The following is a 20,658-nucleotide window of genomic DNA, read 5'->3' on the forward strand; positions in this document are numbered from 1 at the left end:
CCTAAAACGATCATTTACACTGTAAAACTAATCTCTATATTCTAGTTGAACATCCCCTTTTCGATTATCCCTCCAGTTGGAAAAACATTAATGAATCTGAGGCATAAATAATGGTTCATCCCAGTGACACAGGGCACATTAACGTCCTTCTCTTGTTCTTTTTAACGCCATGTTCACCGAAAATTCGACCTAATTTCGCTTTCATATCAAATCTCAATTTTTAATCTCAAAACGATATAGTAGTGAATTACTGTTTCTCTCAGAATGTGCGGCCGTTACACAGATGCCCAAGATAAGATGAGAAACAAGCCCATGACACTATCCGACCACATCATTCAAGAAGCCTTCGAAAACGACTGGCACACCTGCTTTTATCAACCAAAAGTAGAAGCGAGTGCAGAGAAAGTAACAGGCGTAGAAGCACTGTTTCGCCTGAATATTCCAGAAGAAGGTGTCTTTTCACCCGGTGTGTTCATTGATCGTGCGTTCGCGCTAGGTTACGAAGAAGAGATCTTCTTTTGTGTTCTTGAGCAATATTTAACTGAAGTGAAGTCACTATCAGCACACTTGAACTTGGCCGTAAATGTCAGCAAGAAAGTTCTAGCGAACCCAGACAACGTAGAAAAAGTACGTGAACTACTTTGGAATACCTCGTTCAAAGCAAAACAGTTAACGTTCGAACTCAGTGAAGCCGATCAATGGGATGAAGAGCTCTGCGAACAGATTAAACGCTATAAAGCGCTTGGTATTAAAATCTCTATCGATGATTTCGGTGTGGGTTACTCAGACATGAATAAGGTGATGAACCTTGATGTCGATGAAGTGAAATTTGATAAGTCGATTGTAAATAGCGAAGACAGTTCTCGCTCTGAACTAATCCAGCAAACTTTGGCTTACTGTAAAGCATCTGGAATTAAAACCGTAGCGGAAGGTGTTGAAGATGTAGATAGACATCAACGTGTCCACCAGCTTGGCTTCGATCGCTGTCAGGGTTTCCTATACTCGAAGCCACTTCCGTTGACGGATCTTAGACTGGTCATGTAATGACTCTGTTCTACTAAGGAGTGGGCTAGCTTAAAACAAACTCAACGCTTTTTTTCTTCTGTTTTAGGTCATGGTAACGGATGTACTTGAAATAGATATCGTGCTTGTTTTGGATATTCTGAGAAAAGGGATTTTTCACCACTTTTTAATATCAGCTTTGAAAAATGGCATACCAAGCATACTCATGTATGGCTCTAAATAGAGATCATAAAGAAACTGACACATAGCTGGATCAAGAGTAGGAAAACAGAATTCAGTGCCCGCTAAGTTGTCGGCCATGTAATCAAAGATCTTGCGACGAATAACAATACTCACGGCCCCTACACTGCACAGCATCTTGCTGACACCGTCGTAAACCACATGCCCAATGATGATGCCCTCATAAAGAAAACACAGCACCTGCATATCTTCTCTCTTCACACCCAAATGACTCGCGACTTCGATAAAATCTTTGCCGTAAGTCTTTTGATGCATTCCTTGAATCGATTTGAGCCTTTTTGCAGGCAGTGAGCTAAGGCTATGTGATTCAACACTGGTCACCTCGTAATCGTAACCAATATCAACACTGAACGGGCACTCAGCGTTCTTGGTTGCTGCTTTCACTTGCACCATTTCTTCAACAGAAAAGTCATAATCCACCCGGAAGAAGCTCGCAATCCCCAAACGACGAACAAAACTGGGCAGTGTCTTCGCCCTTTCCCACTGGCTCACCATCACCTGATTGACACCAGAAAATGCTCGGTGAGAATGGGAAAGTAGCTCAGCAAACTCTTCCTGAGATAAAGCTTTCTCTTCACGCAGATACTTTAACTTTTGTGCAAAATTCGATTTATCCATAACTCACATTGCCTTAGTTATTATCAGTCGCTTAACACCCAAGGCTCATCTCGCTAAGTCTGGGTCATCGACTCTCCTTCGACACTGTCTTCAGTATGCTCTGCCAACCAGTACAACCAAATCATCGCCAAGCATAGGATGAAACAGAGCACAAATAGCCAGTAGGCGCTCAACATCTCTATCACCACACCACCAAGCAATGGCGCAATAGCAAAGCCAAGAGAGTAAAGTGCCGCCGCACCGAAGTAAGAGCCTCTGAGATGTGGCGGTGCCACTCTATCGATTTGTACATTAAGGGTTGGGAAAGCAATCACTTCTCCTAAACTTAATATAAAACAAGCAATTCCCCAACCTAGTGGCCAATCATTTGGTGTAAAAAGAAAGCCAATTTGCGCAATCGCCATCAAAATCATGCCGATTCGAGTTCTAACAAACAGCGGCACATGCTCAAGCCATTTAAGCATTGGGAACTGGAAAACGATAATCGTCAGCGTATTCACCAAAACTAACCCAGCAATGAGTTGAGCGGCATCAGCGATTGAAGAGCGCACGATGACTTGAGGAATTGACGACTCAACCTGCGCGTAGACAAACATCATGATGAAGTTAGCGACCATCAGTTTTACAAAAATGTTGTCTTTACGAATCACATTAAGCGTCGCGGCGAAATTAGGCAGTTGAGAGGGATCTGGCTTGGTAAAAGTACCTTTTCGTTCAATTCCTAACAGCAGCCAGAAACCGTAAACGACATAAGTACCACCAGCAACAAAGAACAAGTTTTGTGGCTGAGAAAGAGCCAAAGTGATACCAATCAATGGACCAAGTGCGCCACCCAGATTAAGTAAGAAGTAACGAATGTTCAGCGCTAACTCACGATCTTTGGAGTCTTTGAGATTATCGCCTATGACTGCCTTAGCTGGCGCTTCGATCATTGGGCGCATTAGACCTGTCATCATGATCAACACATAGAACTGCCACACTTCACTCGCTAATGCGATGCCAGTGTAGGATATCGAGGCAATCCAACTGCCTAGCACCATGACCCATTTACGCCCTAGCTTATCCGAAAGGTAACCCGAGTAGAGCCCAGTTCCAGCACCAACAACGGCGGATACCGCTAGCATGGTACCGACTTCAATCGCTGAAGCGCCGTAATCTTCATAGAGAAAGACGATCAGAAAAGGCCATGCCATAAAGTAGCTTGTTCGGGCGAGTAACGTTCCAGTCAGAACTGTCCATACTGAAAAGTTAAACCGTTTTATACGCTGCTTTTGAAACAAGCTTTCTGATCTATCCATAGATAACGCCTCTATAACCGACTGATTTAAATATTATTATTCAGCCAGTATATAGAGTAAGTAGAATAGATACAGAGTATTCAATAAAGCTGTGTTAATTATGGCACCTCCATACCTATTTCACATTAGCAGATGCACACAGCCAAAATACCATTAACGAAGAGCGGTCTAGAGTTAAGGTCATAGAGCAGCCTCTAGTCAAAGATCAACGCACTAGGCTGAGTAATGTTGCCCTTTGCGGTCAGACAATACCTTTCCGTCTTTGATCGTCACGATTCGCTTGGTTCGTTCAGCAAGCGAATTATCGTGCGTCACGATAATCAATGTTCGGCCCTCAGCATGAAGCTGATTAAACAAAGCCTCTATCTCAGCGCCAGACTTGGAATCCAGAGCCCCTGTTGGCTCATCAGCTAATATAATCTGAGGATCATTAACCAAAGCTCTAGCAATAGCGACACGCTGTTTCTGACCACCAGACAGCTGATTCGGTTTATGGTCAAGTCGATCGCCCAACCCTACTTGTTCAAGTAATGCCGCCGCACGCTTACGACGCTCTTTGGCTTTGATCCCTGAGTACACGAGAGGCAGAGCAACATTGTCCAATGCAGATGCATACTCAAGCAAATTAAAACTCTGGAATACAAAACCAATTTTTTGATTCCGAATACCAGCAAGATCATTAGCACTCAACGCAGCAACATTTTTTCCATCTAGCTGATACTCCCCTTCCGTCGGCTTATCAAGGCAACCCAGCATATTCATCAGCGTTGATTTACCGGATCCTGACGGGCCTAAAATAGACAAAAACTCTCCCTTCTCAATCGAGAGATCGACACCGTCTAATGCACGTATTTCAGTATCACCGTTTGAGTAGTGTTTACCGATATTTGAGAGTTCCACTAAGAATTTGTTAGACATGGTTTCTCCGCTGTCTTTGATCTCATCATTCACTTTGTAGTGCCTCCATCGGAGTCACTTTCGCCGCACGATTAGCCGGAAGCCAAGCCGCAGCGACACCAATAACCACCAACGTCAAAACAACAATGGTGACAACCAACCATGAAAGCTCAGGCACAGGTTTACCAAGACGCTCATAAAACATGTTGCCTTCAAGCTCTAACGAGCGAATTACAGCAATCAGTGTATAAGTGATTACTAAGCCCAATAAACCGCCCATCATCATAGTCATCAATGACTGAACCAGATAATGCATGCGAATCATCCCTGGAGTAGCACCGACCGCCATTCTCACGCCAATATCTCGTGTGGATCGTTTCACCGTTGCATACATCACGTTAGCAATACCTATGCCCGCCACTGCCAAAGTGATAAAACCAATCACACCAAGGAACCCCTGCAGACCAACTAAGAATTGTTGCATCGTTTTTTGTTTGAGGAACATATCCTCAACCTGAACGACCTGCTCATCACTGACACTAGCACCATGTTTGCGCGCAATAACCTGACGAATCGTATCTGCAAGTTTGACTCTGTCGACACCATCATGAGGTTGAACGTTGATACCACTGATATCTCCGTTGATATTAAAACGCTGCCATGTAGAGAAAGGAACAAAGCTCGAATAATTGATGCTATCTCCCTGTTCAACCTTGGCACTGTTTTTCTCTAGTACACCAATCACCGTAAACTCTTGGCTGCCAATTTTTACTGTTTTCCCGACGGGATTAACCTCTAATTTGACAGTAGCAAACCAGCTAAAGCTTTCATTAGGGTTAAACAAATCGGCCGCTAAAAGGTAACCCAACACGATGACTTTGCGTTGTTGCTTTTGGTCTAGAGGATTAAACCAACGCCCTCCTGGACGTGTCTTGAGATTCGTCACCGACTGAAATTCAGTCGTTACCGCTAACGCTTTTTTCCAAGACCCTCGCTCCCCAACAGTAAGTGATTCATCCCACACAGCTGTCGGCACCGCAGCTTTGATGTTAGGCAGAGCCTCTACAACTTTCGTATCTTCTGCTGTTAGAGTCAGCGGCTTGCCCTGATGAAAAGATCCATAATCAACCGTAGCCATCCCCACTGATAGATAAATCAAATTACCATTGCCATTTTGTGCCGTTTTAAGCACGCCTTGTCTAATGCCTTCTCCCACCGATAGCATCGCTGAAATACACAAGGTTGCCCACGCAACAGCCAGAACTGTGAGTCCAAGTCGTAGCTTTTCTGCAGACATTTCCTGAAAGATTTGTCTCATCGGTAATAGCATGATTAAGCCCTCGCACTAAGTGCATCAACAGGAGTGAGACGAGACGCCCGTTTTGCAGGAAAGTAAGAGGCTAAGAACGCCAGAATCAGTGTCACCGTTAACGCCATTCCAATCGAGCTTAACGTGATAACAGGTGATCCAATCCATTCTGGTAACGCCATCGAGCCAAGCAAATAAACCGTACCAAAGGACGCCATTAATCCCACGATGGATCCTAAGGTAACTAAGATAAGCCCCTCAATAATAAACTGAGACATGATGGAACCCTGTGTTGCACCAATCGCCAGCCGAACGCCAATTTCTCGAGTTCTTTCCGTAACAGAGAGAAACATGATATTAGCCACACCCAAAGCGCCAACCGCCATAGTCATAGCGCCACTGGTCGTCAGGAATATTTGAATACCACGAAAGATACCGGTAATCACGTCCCCACCCTCGCTAAAGTCGGGCAGATAGACCGCATCTTTATCCGTAGGGTCAAAGTGCATCTGTTTAGCAAAAAAATTAGCAATATTACGTCTAAACGATGCGGAATCCATGGCTTCTACAGGCTTTAATAGCAGTTGCCATGGCTTATCGTTCCAGAGATCAAGATAAGTAGTTTGAGGCACAAAAACTCGTCGACTCTCACCGAAAGAGATCCCTCCTTCATTATCGACCATCACACCAATTACGTAGAATGGAATGCCGTTGATCTTAATATGGTCGCCAATGTCGACTCCGCCCATTTGAGCAATTCGATCACCCAATACAGCCACCCGTGTGTGGTTTGCCATATCCGTCACCGAAATATTTCGTGAACCAGGCTGCAACTTATTTTGTGAGATAGGAAAATAAGAGGGAGCAACACCACTCACCATACTGCCAATATTATGCCCTTGAGTATTCGTCACGCTGGTATCCCATTTAAGGTAAACAGCAGACGCCTCTTTAACAAAACCAGCCTGCTGGATCAGCTCAATTTTATCTTGTTCAAGGTTTATTTCGCGCCTTGAGGGCAAGCCCTGCCAAGGTTTACTCGTACTAGAGGGAAACACAACCTGAGTGTCATTGACCAAAAATGAGAAAGACTTCGTTTGATAACGATAGAAGCCTTCCCCTAGCGCCATTAAAACAACAACAGACAGTACGCCCCATGAAATTGCAATAATCGCCAAGGCACTTTTCATCCGATGCGCCAACAACGTTTGCCAAGTCTGAAGAAAAAGATTAACCATGGTGTAACGCCTGAGATATCAGCGCCATCGCTTCATCATCTAATTTACCAGTTGTCTGTAGCAGGCCTATTCTCTGACGCCAATAATCATATAAGTTGGTCTGTAGAAGGAACCTTGAATCAAATAAGCTGTTATGTGCATTGATAACATCTGAGGCTTCTAGGAAACCCGCGTCGTATAACTTTTCTTTGCTACTCAACACCTCTGCGCGAGACGCTACAACATCATGCGCCATTAACACTCGTTCCCAGTTGAGCTTCACTTGAGTAAAGTTCTGATCAATTCGCTTCTTGATGTCTATTTCAACCTTTCGTAAATCCTGCTTAGCCGTCAACAAGTTAAGCGAAGTTTGGTCCACTTTGGCGCGTGTTGAACCATTTAAATCAATAGGAACACTAAGAGTTAAACCCGCGTTAAATTCACCGTTGTCCAACCGATCACTGTCGTTATAGCCCACTTGCCCTTTAACTGTTGGGTAATAACCTCCTTGGGCGGATTTTTTGTCTAGCTTGCGCGCTTCAACGCCTTTTATGGCAACCAGTAATTCAGGGCTATTATTTCTCGCTAACTCAAGCCACTGCTGCTGAGAAGCCACCAGCATAGGAGGCTCAACCAAATTCTCAGTACGAATTTGATCCACCGAATCAGGAGCTTGGTTTATCAGCGCTTCCAGCTCTGACTTTTTACTTTCTAACTCTGCCTTTGCTCGCAGAATATTGGCTTTGTCAGACAACTGATTAGCACGCATCTCTTCCACATCAATCGATTTCACTTTGCCTGCTAGATAGCGTTTTTCGAAGATTTTTAGCAGCTTGCTGCCTTCCTCTAACTTACTGTTAGTTAGCTGTAAGTTACCTTGGGCGCTGCCTATATCGAGATAAACCAGAAGTAACTTAGCCGCCAAATCATTATGTGCTTGAGCCAATTCCAGCTGGGATTTCAGATAATCTGATTGTGCTTTATCTAATTCAGACCAAAGACTACTGTCCCAAATAACCTGAGACAGCTCTGCACCATACCGATTTGAACTACTGCGGTCCTCGCTCCAGTCTGCTGAAGCGCTCGCGCTTAAAGCGGGTAATAAAGAGCTGCGACTTAAATCCACCGAACTCTCGCCGAGTTGAACACCAATTCGGGCTTTCTCGTAATCAGGATCCGTCTGTTTGGCTCGCTGCCATGCTTGTTCAATAGAAAGGGCATATGAAGGACAACTAAGTACAGTTGCTAATAGCAAGCTGCCTATACTCAACAGGGTCGATTTACGAGGTGACAGAGGTTTGTCTAATCGCTGTGAACAACTAAACAGCGCTGGCTTAACCATGTGCTGCCCCCATCATACTGTTGTCGATGACGGTTTCGTCTAACTCCACACCTTCGATGACTTCAACATTGATACCATCTGATAGGCCCAGTTTTACCGCTTGCTTGTGGAAGCCTTGTTCTGAGCTATCTGGGATTAATACGTTAGGGCTGTCGCCTTCAAATTGCAGTGCGCGCTCTGGTAGAGTGAGTACATTTTCTGATTTAACTAGAATTATCTGAGCAGATGATGAGAACCCTGAACGTAACCGGACGTCTTGAGGTATTTTGAGCTCGCCAACTTCGACTTCAAAACCGTTATCAAAACTTTTGCCCGAACTACTATCAGCTGTCGAGTTAAGACTTTCAGACTGAATCGCAATCTTAGTCAGTACCCCTTCTATTTCGATACTTGGATAAGGTGCAACGGTCAGCGTTACTGGCATCCCCGGGGTAAGTTGTGCGGCATCATGCTCACTAACACTGCCCTTAAAAATCAGGCTGTTCATATCGGCCAATGACATCATTTCTGTTGCCGCTTGACTCGATTCAGTAGAAATAATCGGTTCTCCTACCTCGACTTTTCGATTCAACACCGTACCGTCTATCGGAGCATAAATGGTAGAGGTGAGGCGAGAGTTACCAATTGTCGACTCCCCGCTTTGAATCAATTCGAGGTTCTGACGTTTTTGCATAACGTCAGCCTGTGCTGATTTCACATTGGAACGTGCAGTCACATATTCGTCGTAGTTCTTAGGAATGATTTCTTGTTCAACCAAACTCTGCAGATTAGCGAGTTGTTGTTTTGCTGACTCAATGTTCGCCTCACTTCGCATCAACTCTGTCGAGGCATCGGTCAACGCTTTCGGGGTAGGGTTAGGGCGAACCTTAATAAGCGGCTGACCTTGCGTTACGTACTCACCAACACCAGCATAGATTTCACCAACGATCCCGTCGATTTGAGATTTGATAGACACAGAGTGAGCGGGAACGATATACCCCACCGCAACCGCCTGCTTTTCGATCGTCCCCGTGGAGACCGTTAGGGTTGGAAAAGCTTCTGGAGGCGTTGAAGTTTGAAAATAGAAATACGCACCTCCACCTATCAGCGTGGCACATGCCACAGACACTAACCCACGTTTAGTCATAATTTATCCAGCTCATTATTTTATATTTGTGAGCCCTATGACTACCGTGGATATGCGAAGTTCATAAATAGTATAAAATTTTATAATGCATAGCGTTAAAGCAAAATTAAACGACAAACTTTCTACGCCTCCTTTTAGCCTTATCATGACCATTTAAGTAGAAAGTTGTCTCCGTTTAACGCACTTTAAATCTCGTAGGCCCAGCACTCTTGTTGTATGTCGAGCAGCTCCGGCTTACCGCTCTCTAGCTGATAGAGGTGGAATTGGCTTAAAGGGGGCGAATACACATGTAACGTAATGAGCGGTTCATCTCCAGCCTGTAGATTCGATATCTGATGGATATCATTATCTTTACTGACGGTCACACTGCCCTCTTGGAAATGAGTCGACTGAGAAGCAAAAATATGGCCATTAGCCGCCGTTTCAAACAAGGTTTCCGTTGCTTGCCCGTGTAAAATTTTTACGCCACAAGACGTATTCAAATGATCGTGTATTTTACTTCTTTGCCCATTTAGCCAACTCAAAATTAAAACTTCGCAGTGGTCATTCTTGAAAAGTCTTTGTCGGCAGTATGTTTCTTTATCAAAACTCGCCAACGACTTGATCTCTTCTTTACTCAGCTCGATGTTATCCAATATGAACCGAATGGAAGCCAGAGACATAGGTTTATTCGCCAGCTGTATTTGGTCCATAAACTCTTGGAAATTAAGCTCATAATCGTTATTAATTAACGCGGCTAACGCAGGAGATTGCGTTGGGGTAATATCAGTACGTTGCAAAATACTTACCTCTAACTATGTTTTGCTCTTCCGAACTCGAAGTTAAAAGTTCTCTTCGAACGATGAAATATAGCTGATTCGATTCAGCACAAGTTTGGAGGATATTAACACCGTTTAAATGAAATTTAACAAACAATCACAAGTATTTACATTGATATAACAAAAGCATCTAACAACCAATTGGAAGCAACGGAATTGCCATATTGACTTGAGATTTGAATAACTGAGTAATTTGAAATAGGAACAACAAAAGAACGGCTTCCATCACGGCTACTATTGCGCGTATCAATTGATGAAATTGATTCACAAGTCAGAAGAGATCAATCACAATCAAGGTTATGCTCACTGTTGAAATTAGTCTAACTGGATACTTATGATTAATCCCAAACTCATCGCCTTACTTCCTGATCTCGCCTCGTTCATCTTAGTGGTAAATGAAGGGAGTTTTACTGCGGCAGCAAAACAGCTAGGGGTGACACCTTCAGCGCTCAGTAAGCTGATTACACGTTTAGAGAAAGCACTGTCAGTCAAGCTATTCGAACGAACCACTCGTACGCTTATTATTACTCAGGCAGGCCAATTGGTTTACGACCAGAGCGTTGTCATGATTAACGCTGCACAGCAAGCGGTTGAATTGTCGACCTCTGATCACACAGAACCAGCAGGCTCCATAACAGTAGCGGCGCCTGAAGCTTTCTTAAACTCAGTGCTACAGCCTTTTGTTGTTCCATTTTTAAATCAGTATCCAGAAATCCAACTCAAGTTGAGAGCGGCCGATGGCGACATCGATATTTTACGTCAGGGCATCGACATCGCTTTCCGCCTAACCGATAAGCCCGACGAAAGCTTGGTTTTGAAAGAGCTTGGAAAGACAAACCTCGTGCTATGTGCGAGCCCCGACTATCTGAAAGCCAAAGGAGTTCCTAGCCACCCAACAGACCTTTCTGAACACGATTGTTTGTATCTTGCAGAGACAGACAAAGACCACATTTGGGACTTCCTTAAAGATGATGAGTTTCACACCGTTTCCGTCAGTGGTCGATACGCAGTGAACCACTCTCAAATGCGACTAAAAGGTGTGAAAGAAGGTTTGGGGATTGGCATCTTCCATGACTTTGTGATTCAAGATGCGTTAACAGAAGGTAGCGTTGTTCAAGTACTAAATGACTGGACCATCAAGAGTAACTACCACGGCGCCATCGCTATGCAGTTTGCACAAACCAAGTATATGCCCGCTCGCCTACGCGTGTTCATTGACTACGCGATGGAACACTTGGGTGAAAAGTTGGCAGGAGAAATAAACTGATGCTAAAAGGAATCCACCACGCCGCCATTATTTGCTCAGACTACAAAGCCTCAAAACGCTTTTACACTGAGATTTTAAAGCTAAAAATTATTGCAGAGAATTACCGAGCAGCGCGCCAGTCTTACAAACTTGACCTAGCACTCCCTAATGGTGCTCAAATAGAGTTGTTTAGTTTCCCTGATGCACCTGAAAGACCGAGCTTTCCAGAAGCTCAAGGATTGAGACACTTAGCCTTTTGTGTTGAGGACGTTCAACAAGTAAAAAGCTATTTAGAAGGACAAGGAATCGACGTTGAACCGATTCGAGTTGATGAGTTTACAGGGAAGTCATTCACGTTTTTCGCAGACCCAGACGGCCTGCCGCTAGAGCTTTATCAAATATAGAGCTTTATCAAAAATAGAGCTTTATCAAAAATAGGCTGTATCAAATCTAAACTTTCTTGAAAAATCAGCTTCCCGCCAGAATAAAAAACGGACCTTCTCAAGCCGAAAAAGTCCGTTTTTGGTTCAATTAGCTCAACGCCGTTTTGAACTTCTCAACACGTGAGAACAGTAGCCAATCCAATATCATGGCCGTCACAATCGTTGCTCCTGCGAGAGGGAATAGTACTGAAATCAGCACAACACTCACCAAACCAGCTTTCCATAAGCCAGCATCACCAAACTTAGGTGGCGCGCCAAGCTTACGTTGGCCTGACGGTCTGCGCATCCACCACATCACACCGCCAGTCACTGACACAACGATGAACGCCAAGCAGAACAAGGCATTTAAAAGCTTGTTGATAATACTTATATCACCTTGGTGCAGAGAGATACCGACCGCTAATGTCTTGGCGATAAAGTTATAATCTTGCCAGGTCACTTCACCAAGGATACGACCTGAATACTGGTCGAGGTGCGTGGTACGATCTTGAGTGGGATCGATGATATCTCCGCCCATCGTGTTTGCTGTCACTGTGTAAACACCCGTCTCAGAACGTGGGAAATTCACCTTGTACTGCGTGAAGCCAAGAGCTCGTGCTTTCTCAATGACATCATCAATGGCAAAGCTACTCACAGACATGACATGCATAGAGTGGTCATCACCCATCTTAGAATGATCATGAGGTTCGGACGCCTCTTCCACATGATGAACGTGTTCTGCTGGCTTATCTTGAGACAACGGCAGTGGTGTCTGTTCCAGATTCCATGGCAGTTCTTCTTCTGAGCCATGGTTAAGCGATGCGTGTGTCTTATCAGACAGCGGAATATCATCCCACATTTGAGCAGGGAAAGTGCTCCATGCTTGGACGAGCTTACCGCCCCAGAAACCTGTCCACGCCAAACCAGACAGGATAAAGAGCAGCAGAAAAAGAGATAGCGTGCCACCTATGTTCGCATGCAGATCACGCATCAGTACTCGTGGGCCAGATGACACTCTCAGCTTAAGAAAGCCTGCACGGCTCGCATTGTCTCTTGGCAACCATAGGTAAATGCCACTGATAAGCAACAGAATCGACAAGCTGATCGCAACTTCAATCAGATAGTCACCCCAATCGCCAATCAATAACGTGCCGTGGATGTCGTTTGCTAACTGGTACAGGCTGTCACTGCGTGGTACTTCACCGACAACTTCACCCGTATATTGATTCACAGTTGCAAAAACAGATGTGCCATCTTCCAGAGAAACTGAAAATCGGTTCGCCAAATCAGGCGCTTTGCTTGGGACAAACTGTGTCACTGAGCCTTGTGGATATTGCTTTTGGACTGCCGCTAACTGCTGCGAAACCTTGATTGGTTCACCGGATGCTGCAATTTCAATCGCCTCTTGATGAAAAGCCAGTTCGATCTCATCGTCAAACAACATCACTAAGCCAGTAATACTTAGCATCAGCATGAATGGGATAACGAATAGACCAGCGTAAAAGTGCCAGCGCCAGGTGAGAAAGTAGAGGGTTTTATTGCGCTCTTTGGTTTTAATATTGGTTTTCGAACCGCTTGTTGCACTGCTTGTAGACTGCGAAGTCGCTTTTGCCTTCACAGTAGTTTGAGATTCATTTCTCAACATTATTACTTCCTTTGACATGCGCAAACGAACCTTCTGAAAATCAGAAAGTCGCTAAGGCATGTTTAACTTTACTTAATACTATATTTTTTAATTATTTTAATGAGTTAGGTTTAAGCAGTAACAAAGGGAGGGCCGCGGGGAGCTTGCCTCGAATAGCGTTCGCTTAGAGCCAAAAAAGCGTAGCTGTCTGAGACAATAAAACTCAGTCGAGTTGTGAGCAGTGTAGTTGGAAGTTCATCTTGGTGAAATGTGGAAAAGTGGCTAAACGGACACGGCTTACCTTTATGAGTATTTGGTTCACCCTCTTCGATTTGAACCAGTTCAAAGCCATTGACCGTACACAACGACGCCCACACTCCCGCACTATTACCATGAGCATTGATAACAGGCATTAATGTCACTAAAGCCCAGCTCAACGCTGTGGCAAGTAACATAGAGAGGTTGAACGAGGTTCGGCGCATTATTCCAAATCTTTATAAATTTCCCTTATTATGAGGCACTTGTTATATAGGTAAACGTAAAGATTAACATCAGGTTAAAAAGTTGAAGCCAACGCACACTCTTTTTAGTTAAAAACTGGTTACGCGAATAGAACATAACCCATATTATTCATCTACGCGCACAGATCCCGGTCAGAAAGCCACCAATAAAAAACGCCGCCTACATTTTCCAATAAAGGTAAATATAGGCGGCGTTTTAGAAATCGAATCTTGAGGTTTGGGCTTTGTTAAACGCCTAACATGCAAACGCTCCTGATTAACCCATTAACCGAAGATCTTGCTCCAGATACTTGGGTTACGCTTGTCGTGGTACTCTTCACGAAGGCCATCAATCGTGCGCAGCTCTTGTTTTGCTGCCTCGAAATCACCTTGGTCTAGCTTCTGTTCAATGCTATCGATCGATAGACTGATCTTCTTGAAGCCTTCCATGAAGTTTTCTTCTTTCTCTACTGGGTACACACCCGTTTTTAGTTCTGCCACTAGCGTATCTAAACGAACGATAGGTTTTTGCATCTCTTCAATGCTTTGAGCTTCTGCCGCTTGTTTGAATGCAAGCTTCATTTCTTGCATGTTTTTCTTAAGGTCAACGTTAGCAAATGCGGTGCCAGACATTACTGCTGCAGCGATTAGGCCAGATAAAAGGATTGAGCGAGTTTTCATTGTTTCTCCAAGTGAAACTGTGACTTTGAAGATAGCGCCGTCATTATTGCAGCGCCTCGACTTTATTATTTTCCGGCTAGTGTATACAAAAATCCGTCAGGCACAAAAATTGATTGTGTCGAAATGCAAACCTGCCGACATTCTCTTAAACAAGCGCCGAGTATTCAGGGATCTCGTTGCGACCACGTAGCGCAAGAAATGATAAGAATTGCTGCGGTGAATGAGTAATAACCTTATTCGAGTCAATGCCAACCTTATCAAGCAGTGAAGACACAAGATCCAAACCACCAACATCATTACAAAAATGAGCATCGCTACCCGAAGTGATAAATGCCCCTTTTGCTTTTGCTATTCTCGCGATCTCGTAGCAGCGGTCGACACTACCCACGCGGCTATTGCCTTTCAGTGTCGTGTTATTGATCTCTATGGCGACATTGTGCTCTACCGCACATTGAATGACGGCTTCAAAGTCGAAATCAAAATTAGGATTACCCAAATGACCGAGTGCATCGACTCGACCACCTTTAATGACATTTAAGAGAGCCTCAGTATGATCTGCAGAATCTGACGGGCGAAATACAGGCTCATGAAAGCTCGCAATTACCCAATCTAAGTTCTTATCAACACTTGGGTGTATATCGATCTCCCCCTGAGTGTTCATAATGTTTGATTCAACACCGCGAATAATCGCAACGCCTTCGATAAAACGAGGAAGTACACGCTGATTGCTAAAGAACCAGTAGTGTGGCGCGCCCGGCATTGACTCTGAATGGTCAGTGGTACAGAACATAGCAAGGCCGTTTTGTTTTGCCGATTTAGCGTTTTCAATCAATGTACTATAGGCATGGCCACTGGCGTATGTATGGGTATGAGTGTCTACCTTTAATTCCATAAATCAATGCCCTCTATTGATATCTAAACTTTTCAGAAAATAAACCTAAAGCCTCAACTTGGAAGCGAGTGCCTTATCGTATCAATAGAGCCAGTTTATCAGCACAAAGTGACAATTAGCACCTTAACCTAACGCTTTCTTATAACTAATTGCCCAGCAGTTACAGGACAGACTGTCACCTCTACCTTCACGCAACATTCTATCGGTCGGCTTCATTATCATAGCGACAGGCTAACCTGGTAATTGAGCCAATTTTTTGCAACCTACCCAAGTTCGTCAATACTTAAACCAGTTCACACGCTGGAGTGTTAGATGAGACGAAGACGTTATCCGCTGAGTATCCACATCACTAGCCTTTTCCTAATTTTGACAACATTTGTCGGCGCAGTTTTGATATCTATAAGCTATCGGCACTCTCAAGAGTTGCTATTAGGAACCGTTCGCGAGGTAAGTAATGAGCACAGTGACAAGCTAGAGTCGGTGTTCAAGCAAGCAATAGCGCCTGTCATCACCACTTTGAACGTGATGGCTGTCAGTCCGTTTGTTAATCAACAAAGCTCCTCTATCGAGAAGGAGTCTTGGCTAGCGTCGGTTGATATTATCTTCAAACAGAATGCTAATTTAGTCGCGCTCTTCTATGGCTCGGAGGATGGCGACTTTAGAATATTCCGCCCCTTGAGCACCAATAAACAAAGGGCCGAAAATAATGCCCCTGCCAAAGCGACCATGATGGTCAGTAGCACTAATTTGGATGGTGAGAACTTTATTACCTACCTCGATGGTGCGCATCAGGTCATCAGCACGGTGCAAAGTGAGAGTAAATTTAACCCAACGACTCGTACTTGGTATCGCAATGCAAAGCCCGATGGTTCAATCCACCTATCCGAGCCCTATCTTTTTTATTTCCTTAAAACCAATGGCATTACACTGTCTAGGCGTTCAGCTGATGGCAAGCACGTGGTAGGCGCCGACTTCACGCTGAGTTCTCTCTCTTCTCAGATCAGTGAGCTGGCCTACTCTCCGCAGACGAGACTGGCTCTATTTGACCAACACTTTAACCTTCTTGGTCAACATCAACTGGATTTAACGACCTCTAACCTCACCTTCCAAGCTAACCATGACGGTACTAATAATGTAAATGGCGCAGGAAAACTCTCTGGTAGTGAGCAGGAGCAGAGCTTTTTCAACATCCCCAAACGAGAGCAAATGGAGGCGTTAAAATCTTCAGTATTGGGGCCGCTAATCTCAGATGAGGAAAAGTTTAACCTCAATCTCAAAAACGTCGAGTACAACCTGAACACATGGGCACTGACCTTAACTCCGGTTGAGCTCACCCAAAACGTGACCCTCTATTTGGCAGAAGCGACACCACACAATGAACTGCTTTCTGACCTCATTTCGATGCGTGACAAACAAGTCGCGGTCGCGATTGGGATGTTGTTTATCTGCTTTGGTATCGTGTGGTTGGTTGCTAATCGTCTATCCCAACCACTCAATACCTTGATGCAGCTTACCGATAACATCGCTCGGTTCGATTTCCGTCGTACCCATTATCCGAAGAGCATGATTAAAGAGGTCGCTAACCTCGCCCACTCCATTGAATTAATGGAACACACGCTTCATGACCTCATCAACTTACTTCGGGACACAGCAGGGAATCAGGAGTTCTCGATACTTGCCAAGAACATCGCTCACCAAAGCTATCTGATAACCAAAGCCGAAACCATTGTGCTGTTCACTCAATCAGAAGAGAAAGATGTGTTTGATACCGCCGCCAACCTAGCGATCATTCCCTTCAAAGCAGACATCAATGACTTCATCAAACACACACCTTGGTTACTGTGCAAACTCAAGTCAGGAGAGACCATCCACCTAAATCGAGAAGACAATGTACTCAACTATTATCAAGACTCAATCTTCAATTCAGATCTGTACCTATTTCCGTTGTTGAACCGCGAAAAACTGTTGGTTGGTATTGTGGCGATTGGCTATGAAAGACCGATTACCAAAGCTCAAGCAGATAAACACGCCTTTTTAAGAGAGTTATTGAGCTTCGCGGAAATAGCCAAAGACAACATCGACCAAATGCAGCAACAGAAAGACATGCTCAACGCCTTTATTGAACTGATCGCCTCTGCGATTGATACCAAATCCCCATACACTGGCGGTCACTGCCAACGAGTACCCGAGCTGACCAAATGGTTAACCCAAGCGACTATCGATGACGACCGTTATTACCCTCAGTTCTCTCTGGACAACAAACAGTGGGAAGAGTTGATGTTAGCCGCGTGGCTACATGACTGTGGGAAAGTCACCACCCCAGAGTATGTGGTAGACAAAGCAACCAAACTTGAGACCATTTACGACCGAATCCACGAAGTTCGTATGCGATTTGAACTACTCAAACAACAAGCCGAAACTGACTACTGGAAAGCGATAGCGAATGGTGGACTTCAAGAAGAGCAGCTACAGATCCTAGGACAAACCCTTTCCGACCTCGATGAAGAGTTTGCCTTTGTTGCTCAGTGCAACCTTGGCGGAGAATCAATGACACAAGAACAGTTACAACGATTGGACCAAATAGCCAAGCGTCAATGGAAACGAACGTTAGATGATCAACTTGGAATATCTTGGGCTGAAAAAGAGAGGTACAACTCTTGGCAGAAATCGTCGCAATCTGCCGACGCTAAACCAGATCACAGTGAACAGACATTACCAGTGATGGAACCACTCCTTGCGGACAAGCCAGAGCACAAGATCCCATGGGATAATGGCTTTAACCCAGCAGAATTGTGGCAAGAAGAGTTCGTCCTTAAGCCTGGGGAGGTCAAATACAACCAAGGCGAGCTGCACAATTTGAAAGTCAATCGTGGCACTCTCAACGAAGAAGAACGCTTCATGATCAATGACCATATCATTCAGACCTTCACCATGTTAAACAAGCTCCCTTACCCACCTTACCTGCAAAATATTCCCGAAATTGCCAGTGGGCATCATGAACGTATTGATGGTAAGGGCTACCCTCGTGGGTTGAGTGAAGATCAATTACCTTTGCCGTCCCGAGCCATGGCGATTGCTGACGTGTTTGAAGCCCTGACTTCCAGCGACCGTCCGTATAAAAAAGGAAAGCTGCTCAGTGAATCGCTCAATATCATGACCAACATGGCGACGAGCGGTCATATTGATCCCAAACTCTATTTACTGTTTTTAGAAAATAAAATCTATGACAAATACGCAGAGCGATTCCTTGAGTTAAGCCAACGATGCGATATCGATGAAACGAAACACATCGAAAAAGTAAAAGAGTATATTCGCTCACTTTTTTAAACTGTTACTGACAAGGTTTAGCGCTTAACTATTGGCTGTAAACCCAACACCGATCTCTCTTTGGAGTTGCTCGTTGGCTTGGCTGCTTGCCCGTCTTTACTACGCTTTTTAGCTAACAAGGTATTAGTGATGCTCGCAGCAACAATCAGGTTAATACCAACCAACTGCTGAGTAGAAAATACATCATCAAAGAACACACCTTGCCACAACGCGCTAAACAACATGTTAGTGAAAATTAGTGGCGCCAGTTGAGAGCCACTCTCTGCAAGCTTATAAGCCTTTGAGCGGAAGATCTGTGTATTAACAGTACATAGCGCTAATCCAAATGCCCCGATTCCAATCCAGCCGATTTGGTCAACCGTCTTTAAAATATTAAGAATGCCTGAGTCAGCCTGAACTCCAGAAAAGCCTTGTACTGAGGTGAACACCAACATCGGGATAACCAGTATTGCCGCAACTAAAAATGTCCAAGCATTGAGCTCTGCAGGTGTGAGACTAGTCTTAGAGGCACGATATAAACTCACTTGTGACGCTGAGTTGAATACTCCAGCCAGCAAACCAAGCAGCAATTCAGGCCTCAAGAACTCAGAGCCAAATTTAAACTGTGACCAATCCCCTGCCATCATCACAACACCAACAAAGGTTATCGCTAAACAGAATACGGTTGTTCCATGAACCTTGGTTCCAAACATTAACTTTTCTAACAACGGTATAAACAAAGGGCCAGTACTGAATAGCACCACACCTTCTACCAACGTTAAGGTTTGTAACGACGTAAGAAAACACCACTGACATGCCACCATAAATATCGCCCGCATCACCAATGGCTTCCACATACCTCCCGTCGGCCTACTAATTTTAGAAAAGATAAGAAACAAGAATAAGAGCAGGCTAGGCAACAAAAAACGAACAAAGCTCAGTAACGAAATAGGCATCGCTTCCGATAGATACTTCGCCACTAAACCGCTTAAAGACAAACTGAATGTCGACAACAACATGAAAGTCGTCGCCTTGGTAATATCAGACATAATTATCACCTCCTATGCTGTCTATTTTAGAAGCGTGACGTCATTAAAAATAGCGAGTAATATTAACCATAACTGTAAGGAAAACTTACCAATGAAAAAGCTCGTTTCGCTTAAATCCGTTTACGCTTTCATTGCTGTCGCAGAGACAGGCAGCATGACCGATGCCGCTCGTGTATTGTATGTCAGCCACTCTGCGGTAAGCCAAGCCATCAAGTCCTTAGAACAGCAGGTCAATAAGCCTCTATTTCAGCGAGTAGGTCGTCGTGTTGTTCTAAATGCCGCAGGTAAACGCTACTATCGCAAAGTTGCTCCCGCACTGGAGCAAGTGATAGAAGCCACTGAAGAGCTAGCAAGGACGCCTAATGACCATCGCATCACACTCAACATGGTAAATTCGCTCGCCATGCACTGGTGGATCCCTCGAGTCCCTGACTTTCAATCGTTTGCTCCCTCACTTGATATTCGAATTTCAACACTAACAGGCCCTTTCGATATTGAACAAGAAGGGGTTGATATTGCTCTTGTACATGGCAAGTCCAATGAGTGGGAGCGGTATTACAGCGAAAAACTGGGCGATGATGATCTGGTGTTGGTGTGTAGCCCTGCGCTCCTCAAAAGTAATGAGAATTTAAGCGTCAAAAAGCTTGTTGAGCAAAACTCCACGATTGGTGTCTTTAACCCAAGGCGAAAACACGACTGGCAAGTGTGGTGTGATCATTACCAAATCCCGATGCCAAATTTTCACAGCAACCTAACGTTTGATGTGTCGATTCAAGCGGTACAAGCCGCGATTCGTTCACTAGGTGTATTAGTCACCCATCGCTTGTTTGTAAAAGATGACATTAGCCACGGCATGCTAGTTGAGCTTGGTGCCCCCGTTGCTAACCCACATCAAGATTTCTATTTTGTTTGCCCAAAAAACAAGTTAAAACAAGAAAGTGTGCTACAACTGAGAACATGGTTAAGACATGAATTTGCCAATTCAGACATGACACTTAGCGATACAACACAAGATTAGAATAACGACAACGTCCACTAGAACCGTTACTT

17 protein-coding genes and 1 pseudogene are annotated in these 20,658 nt (G+C 44.4%); 5 read left to right on the forward strand and 13 right to left on the reverse strand.

The window, feature by feature from the left end; all coding sequences use genetic code 11:
- Window positions 1-312: 312 nt before the first annotated feature.
- A complete protein-coding gene (locus tag OCV52_RS18235; protein WP_137408386.1) occupies window positions 313-1,044 on the forward strand; it encodes an EAL domain-containing protein in 732 nt (243 codons plus the stop codon).
- A gap of 25 nt (window positions 1,045-1,069) precedes the next feature.
- Here the strand turns inward: OCV52_RS18235 and OCV52_RS18240 are convergent.
- The 8 genes and pseudogenes from OCV52_RS18240 to OCV52_RS18275 all read right to left on the reverse strand — a co-directional run bounded on the left by OCV52_RS18240 (window position 1,070) and on the right by OCV52_RS18275 (window position 9,849).
- Window positions 1,070-1,881: pseudogene (locus OCV52_RS18240) on the reverse strand (helix-turn-helix domain-containing protein).
- Window positions 1,882-1,934: 53 nt separating this feature from the next.
- A complete protein-coding gene (locus tag OCV52_RS18245; RefSeq protein ID WP_137408385.1) occupies window positions 1,935-3,179 on the reverse strand; it encodes an MDR family MFS transporter in 1,245 nt (414 codons plus the stop codon).
- Between the two features lie 213 nt (window positions 3,180-3,392).
- On the reverse strand, window positions 3,393-4,097 hold the full coding sequence (locus tag OCV52_RS18250) for an ABC transporter ATP-binding protein (RefSeq protein WP_137408384.1): 705 nt from the start codon (window positions 4,095-4,097) through the stop codon (window positions 3,393-3,395).
- A gap of 25 nt (window positions 4,098-4,122) precedes the next feature.
- Window positions 4,123-5,406 (reverse strand): ABC transporter permease, encoded by a 1,284-nt coding sequence (locus tag OCV52_RS18255; protein WP_137408383.1) that lies wholly within the window; start codon window positions 5,404-5,406, stop codon window positions 4,123-4,125.
- Window positions 5,407-5,408: 2 nt separating this feature from the next.
- Complete coding sequence (locus OCV52_RS18260) at window positions 5,409-6,623, reverse strand: ABC transporter permease (RefSeq protein WP_137408382.1); 1,215 nt, start codon at window positions 6,621-6,623, stop codon at window positions 5,409-5,411.
- Window positions 6,616-7,944 (reverse strand): TolC family protein, encoded by a 1,329-nt coding sequence (locus OCV52_RS18265; RefSeq protein ID WP_102431496.1) that lies wholly within the window; start codon window positions 7,942-7,944, stop codon window positions 6,616-6,618. Before OCV52_RS18265 ends, OCV52_RS18260 begins: the two co-directional genes overlap by 8 nt.
- Window positions 7,937-9,070 carry an efflux RND transporter periplasmic adaptor subunit gene (locus OCV52_RS18270; protein WP_055319410.1) on the reverse strand — a complete coding sequence of 378 codons (1,134 nt, stop codon included), beginning with the start codon at window positions 9,068-9,070 and terminating at the stop codon, window positions 7,937-7,939. The genes OCV52_RS18265 and OCV52_RS18270 overlap by 8 nt, the downstream gene beginning before the upstream one ends.
- Window positions 9,071-9,255: 185 nt before the next feature.
- Entirely contained in the window at window positions 9,256-9,849 is a 594-nt protein-coding gene (locus OCV52_RS18275; protein ID WP_102431495.1) for a cysteine dioxygenase, read from the reverse strand.
- A gap of 373 nt (window positions 9,850-10,222) precedes the next feature.
- Here OCV52_RS18275 and OCV52_RS18280 point away from each other — a divergent pair, with 373 nt between their 5' ends.
- Window positions 10,223-11,155, forward strand: a complete 933-nt coding sequence (locus tag OCV52_RS18280) for a LysR family transcriptional regulator (RefSeq protein WP_137408381.1) — start codon at window positions 10,223-10,225, stop codon at window positions 11,153-11,155.
- The gene (gene gloA2, locus OCV52_RS18285; protein ID WP_137408380.1) at window positions 11,155-11,538 is read left to right on the forward strand and encodes an SMU1112c/YaeR family gloxylase I-like metalloprotein; all 384 of its coding nucleotides are present in this window, start codon (window positions 11,155-11,157) and stop codon (window positions 11,536-11,538) included. The genes OCV52_RS18280 and gloA2 overlap by 1 nt, the downstream gene beginning before the upstream one ends.
- A gap of 127 nt (window positions 11,539-11,665) precedes the next feature.
- Here the strand turns inward: gloA2 and OCV52_RS18290 are convergent, their stop codons facing one another.
- From OCV52_RS18290 to OCV52_RS18305, 4 genes are all read right to left on the reverse strand, one after another.
- Entirely contained in the window at window positions 11,666-13,201 is a 1,536-nt protein-coding gene (locus OCV52_RS18290) for a PepSY-associated TM helix domain-containing protein (RefSeq protein WP_137408379.1), read from the reverse strand.
- Window positions 13,202-13,311: 110 nt separating this feature from the next.
- Window positions 13,312-13,662 carry a hypothetical protein gene (locus OCV52_RS18295; protein WP_004742438.1) on the reverse strand — a complete coding sequence of 117 codons (351 nt, stop codon included), beginning with the start codon at window positions 13,660-13,662 and terminating at the stop codon, window positions 13,312-13,314.
- Between the two features lie 303 nt (window positions 13,663-13,965).
- Window positions 13,966-14,361, reverse strand: a complete 396-nt coding sequence (locus OCV52_RS18300) for a cytochrome b562 (RefSeq protein ID WP_137408378.1) — start codon at window positions 14,359-14,361, stop codon at window positions 13,966-13,968.
- A gap of 145 nt (window positions 14,362-14,506) precedes the next feature.
- Window positions 14,507-15,253 carry a phosphatase gene (locus OCV52_RS18305; protein ID WP_137408377.1) on the reverse strand — a complete coding sequence of 249 codons (747 nt, stop codon included), beginning with the start codon at window positions 15,251-15,253 and terminating at the stop codon, window positions 14,507-14,509.
- A 312-nt stretch (window positions 15,254-15,565) separates the two neighbouring features.
- Here OCV52_RS18305 and OCV52_RS18310 point away from each other — a divergent pair, with 312 nt between their 5' ends.
- Window positions 15,566-18,580, forward strand: coding sequence for an HD domain-containing phosphohydrolase (locus OCV52_RS18310; protein ID WP_137408376.1), 3,015 nt, complete (start codon window positions 15,566-15,568; stop codon window positions 18,578-18,580).
- 17 nt (window positions 18,581-18,597) lie between these two features.
- Here OCV52_RS18310 and OCV52_RS18315 read toward each other — a convergent pair whose 3' ends face one another.
- Complete coding sequence (locus tag OCV52_RS18315; RefSeq protein WP_137408375.1) at window positions 18,598-19,608, reverse strand: DMT family transporter; 1,011 nt, start codon at window positions 19,606-19,608, stop codon at window positions 18,598-18,600.
- 91 nt (window positions 19,609-19,699) lie between these two features.
- Between OCV52_RS18315 and OCV52_RS18320 the strand changes: the two genes are divergently transcribed.
- Complete coding sequence (locus OCV52_RS18320; RefSeq protein WP_137408374.1) at window positions 19,700-20,626, forward strand: LysR substrate-binding domain-containing protein; 927 nt, start codon at window positions 19,700-19,702, stop codon at window positions 20,624-20,626.
- The last annotated feature ends 32 nt before the right edge of the window (window positions 20,627-20,658 follow it).

Origin of the sequence: Vibrio chagasii, assembly GCF_024347355.1 — a bacterium.
Lineage (GTDB): Bacteria > Pseudomonadota > Gammaproteobacteria > Enterobacterales > Vibrionaceae > Vibrio > Vibrio chagasii.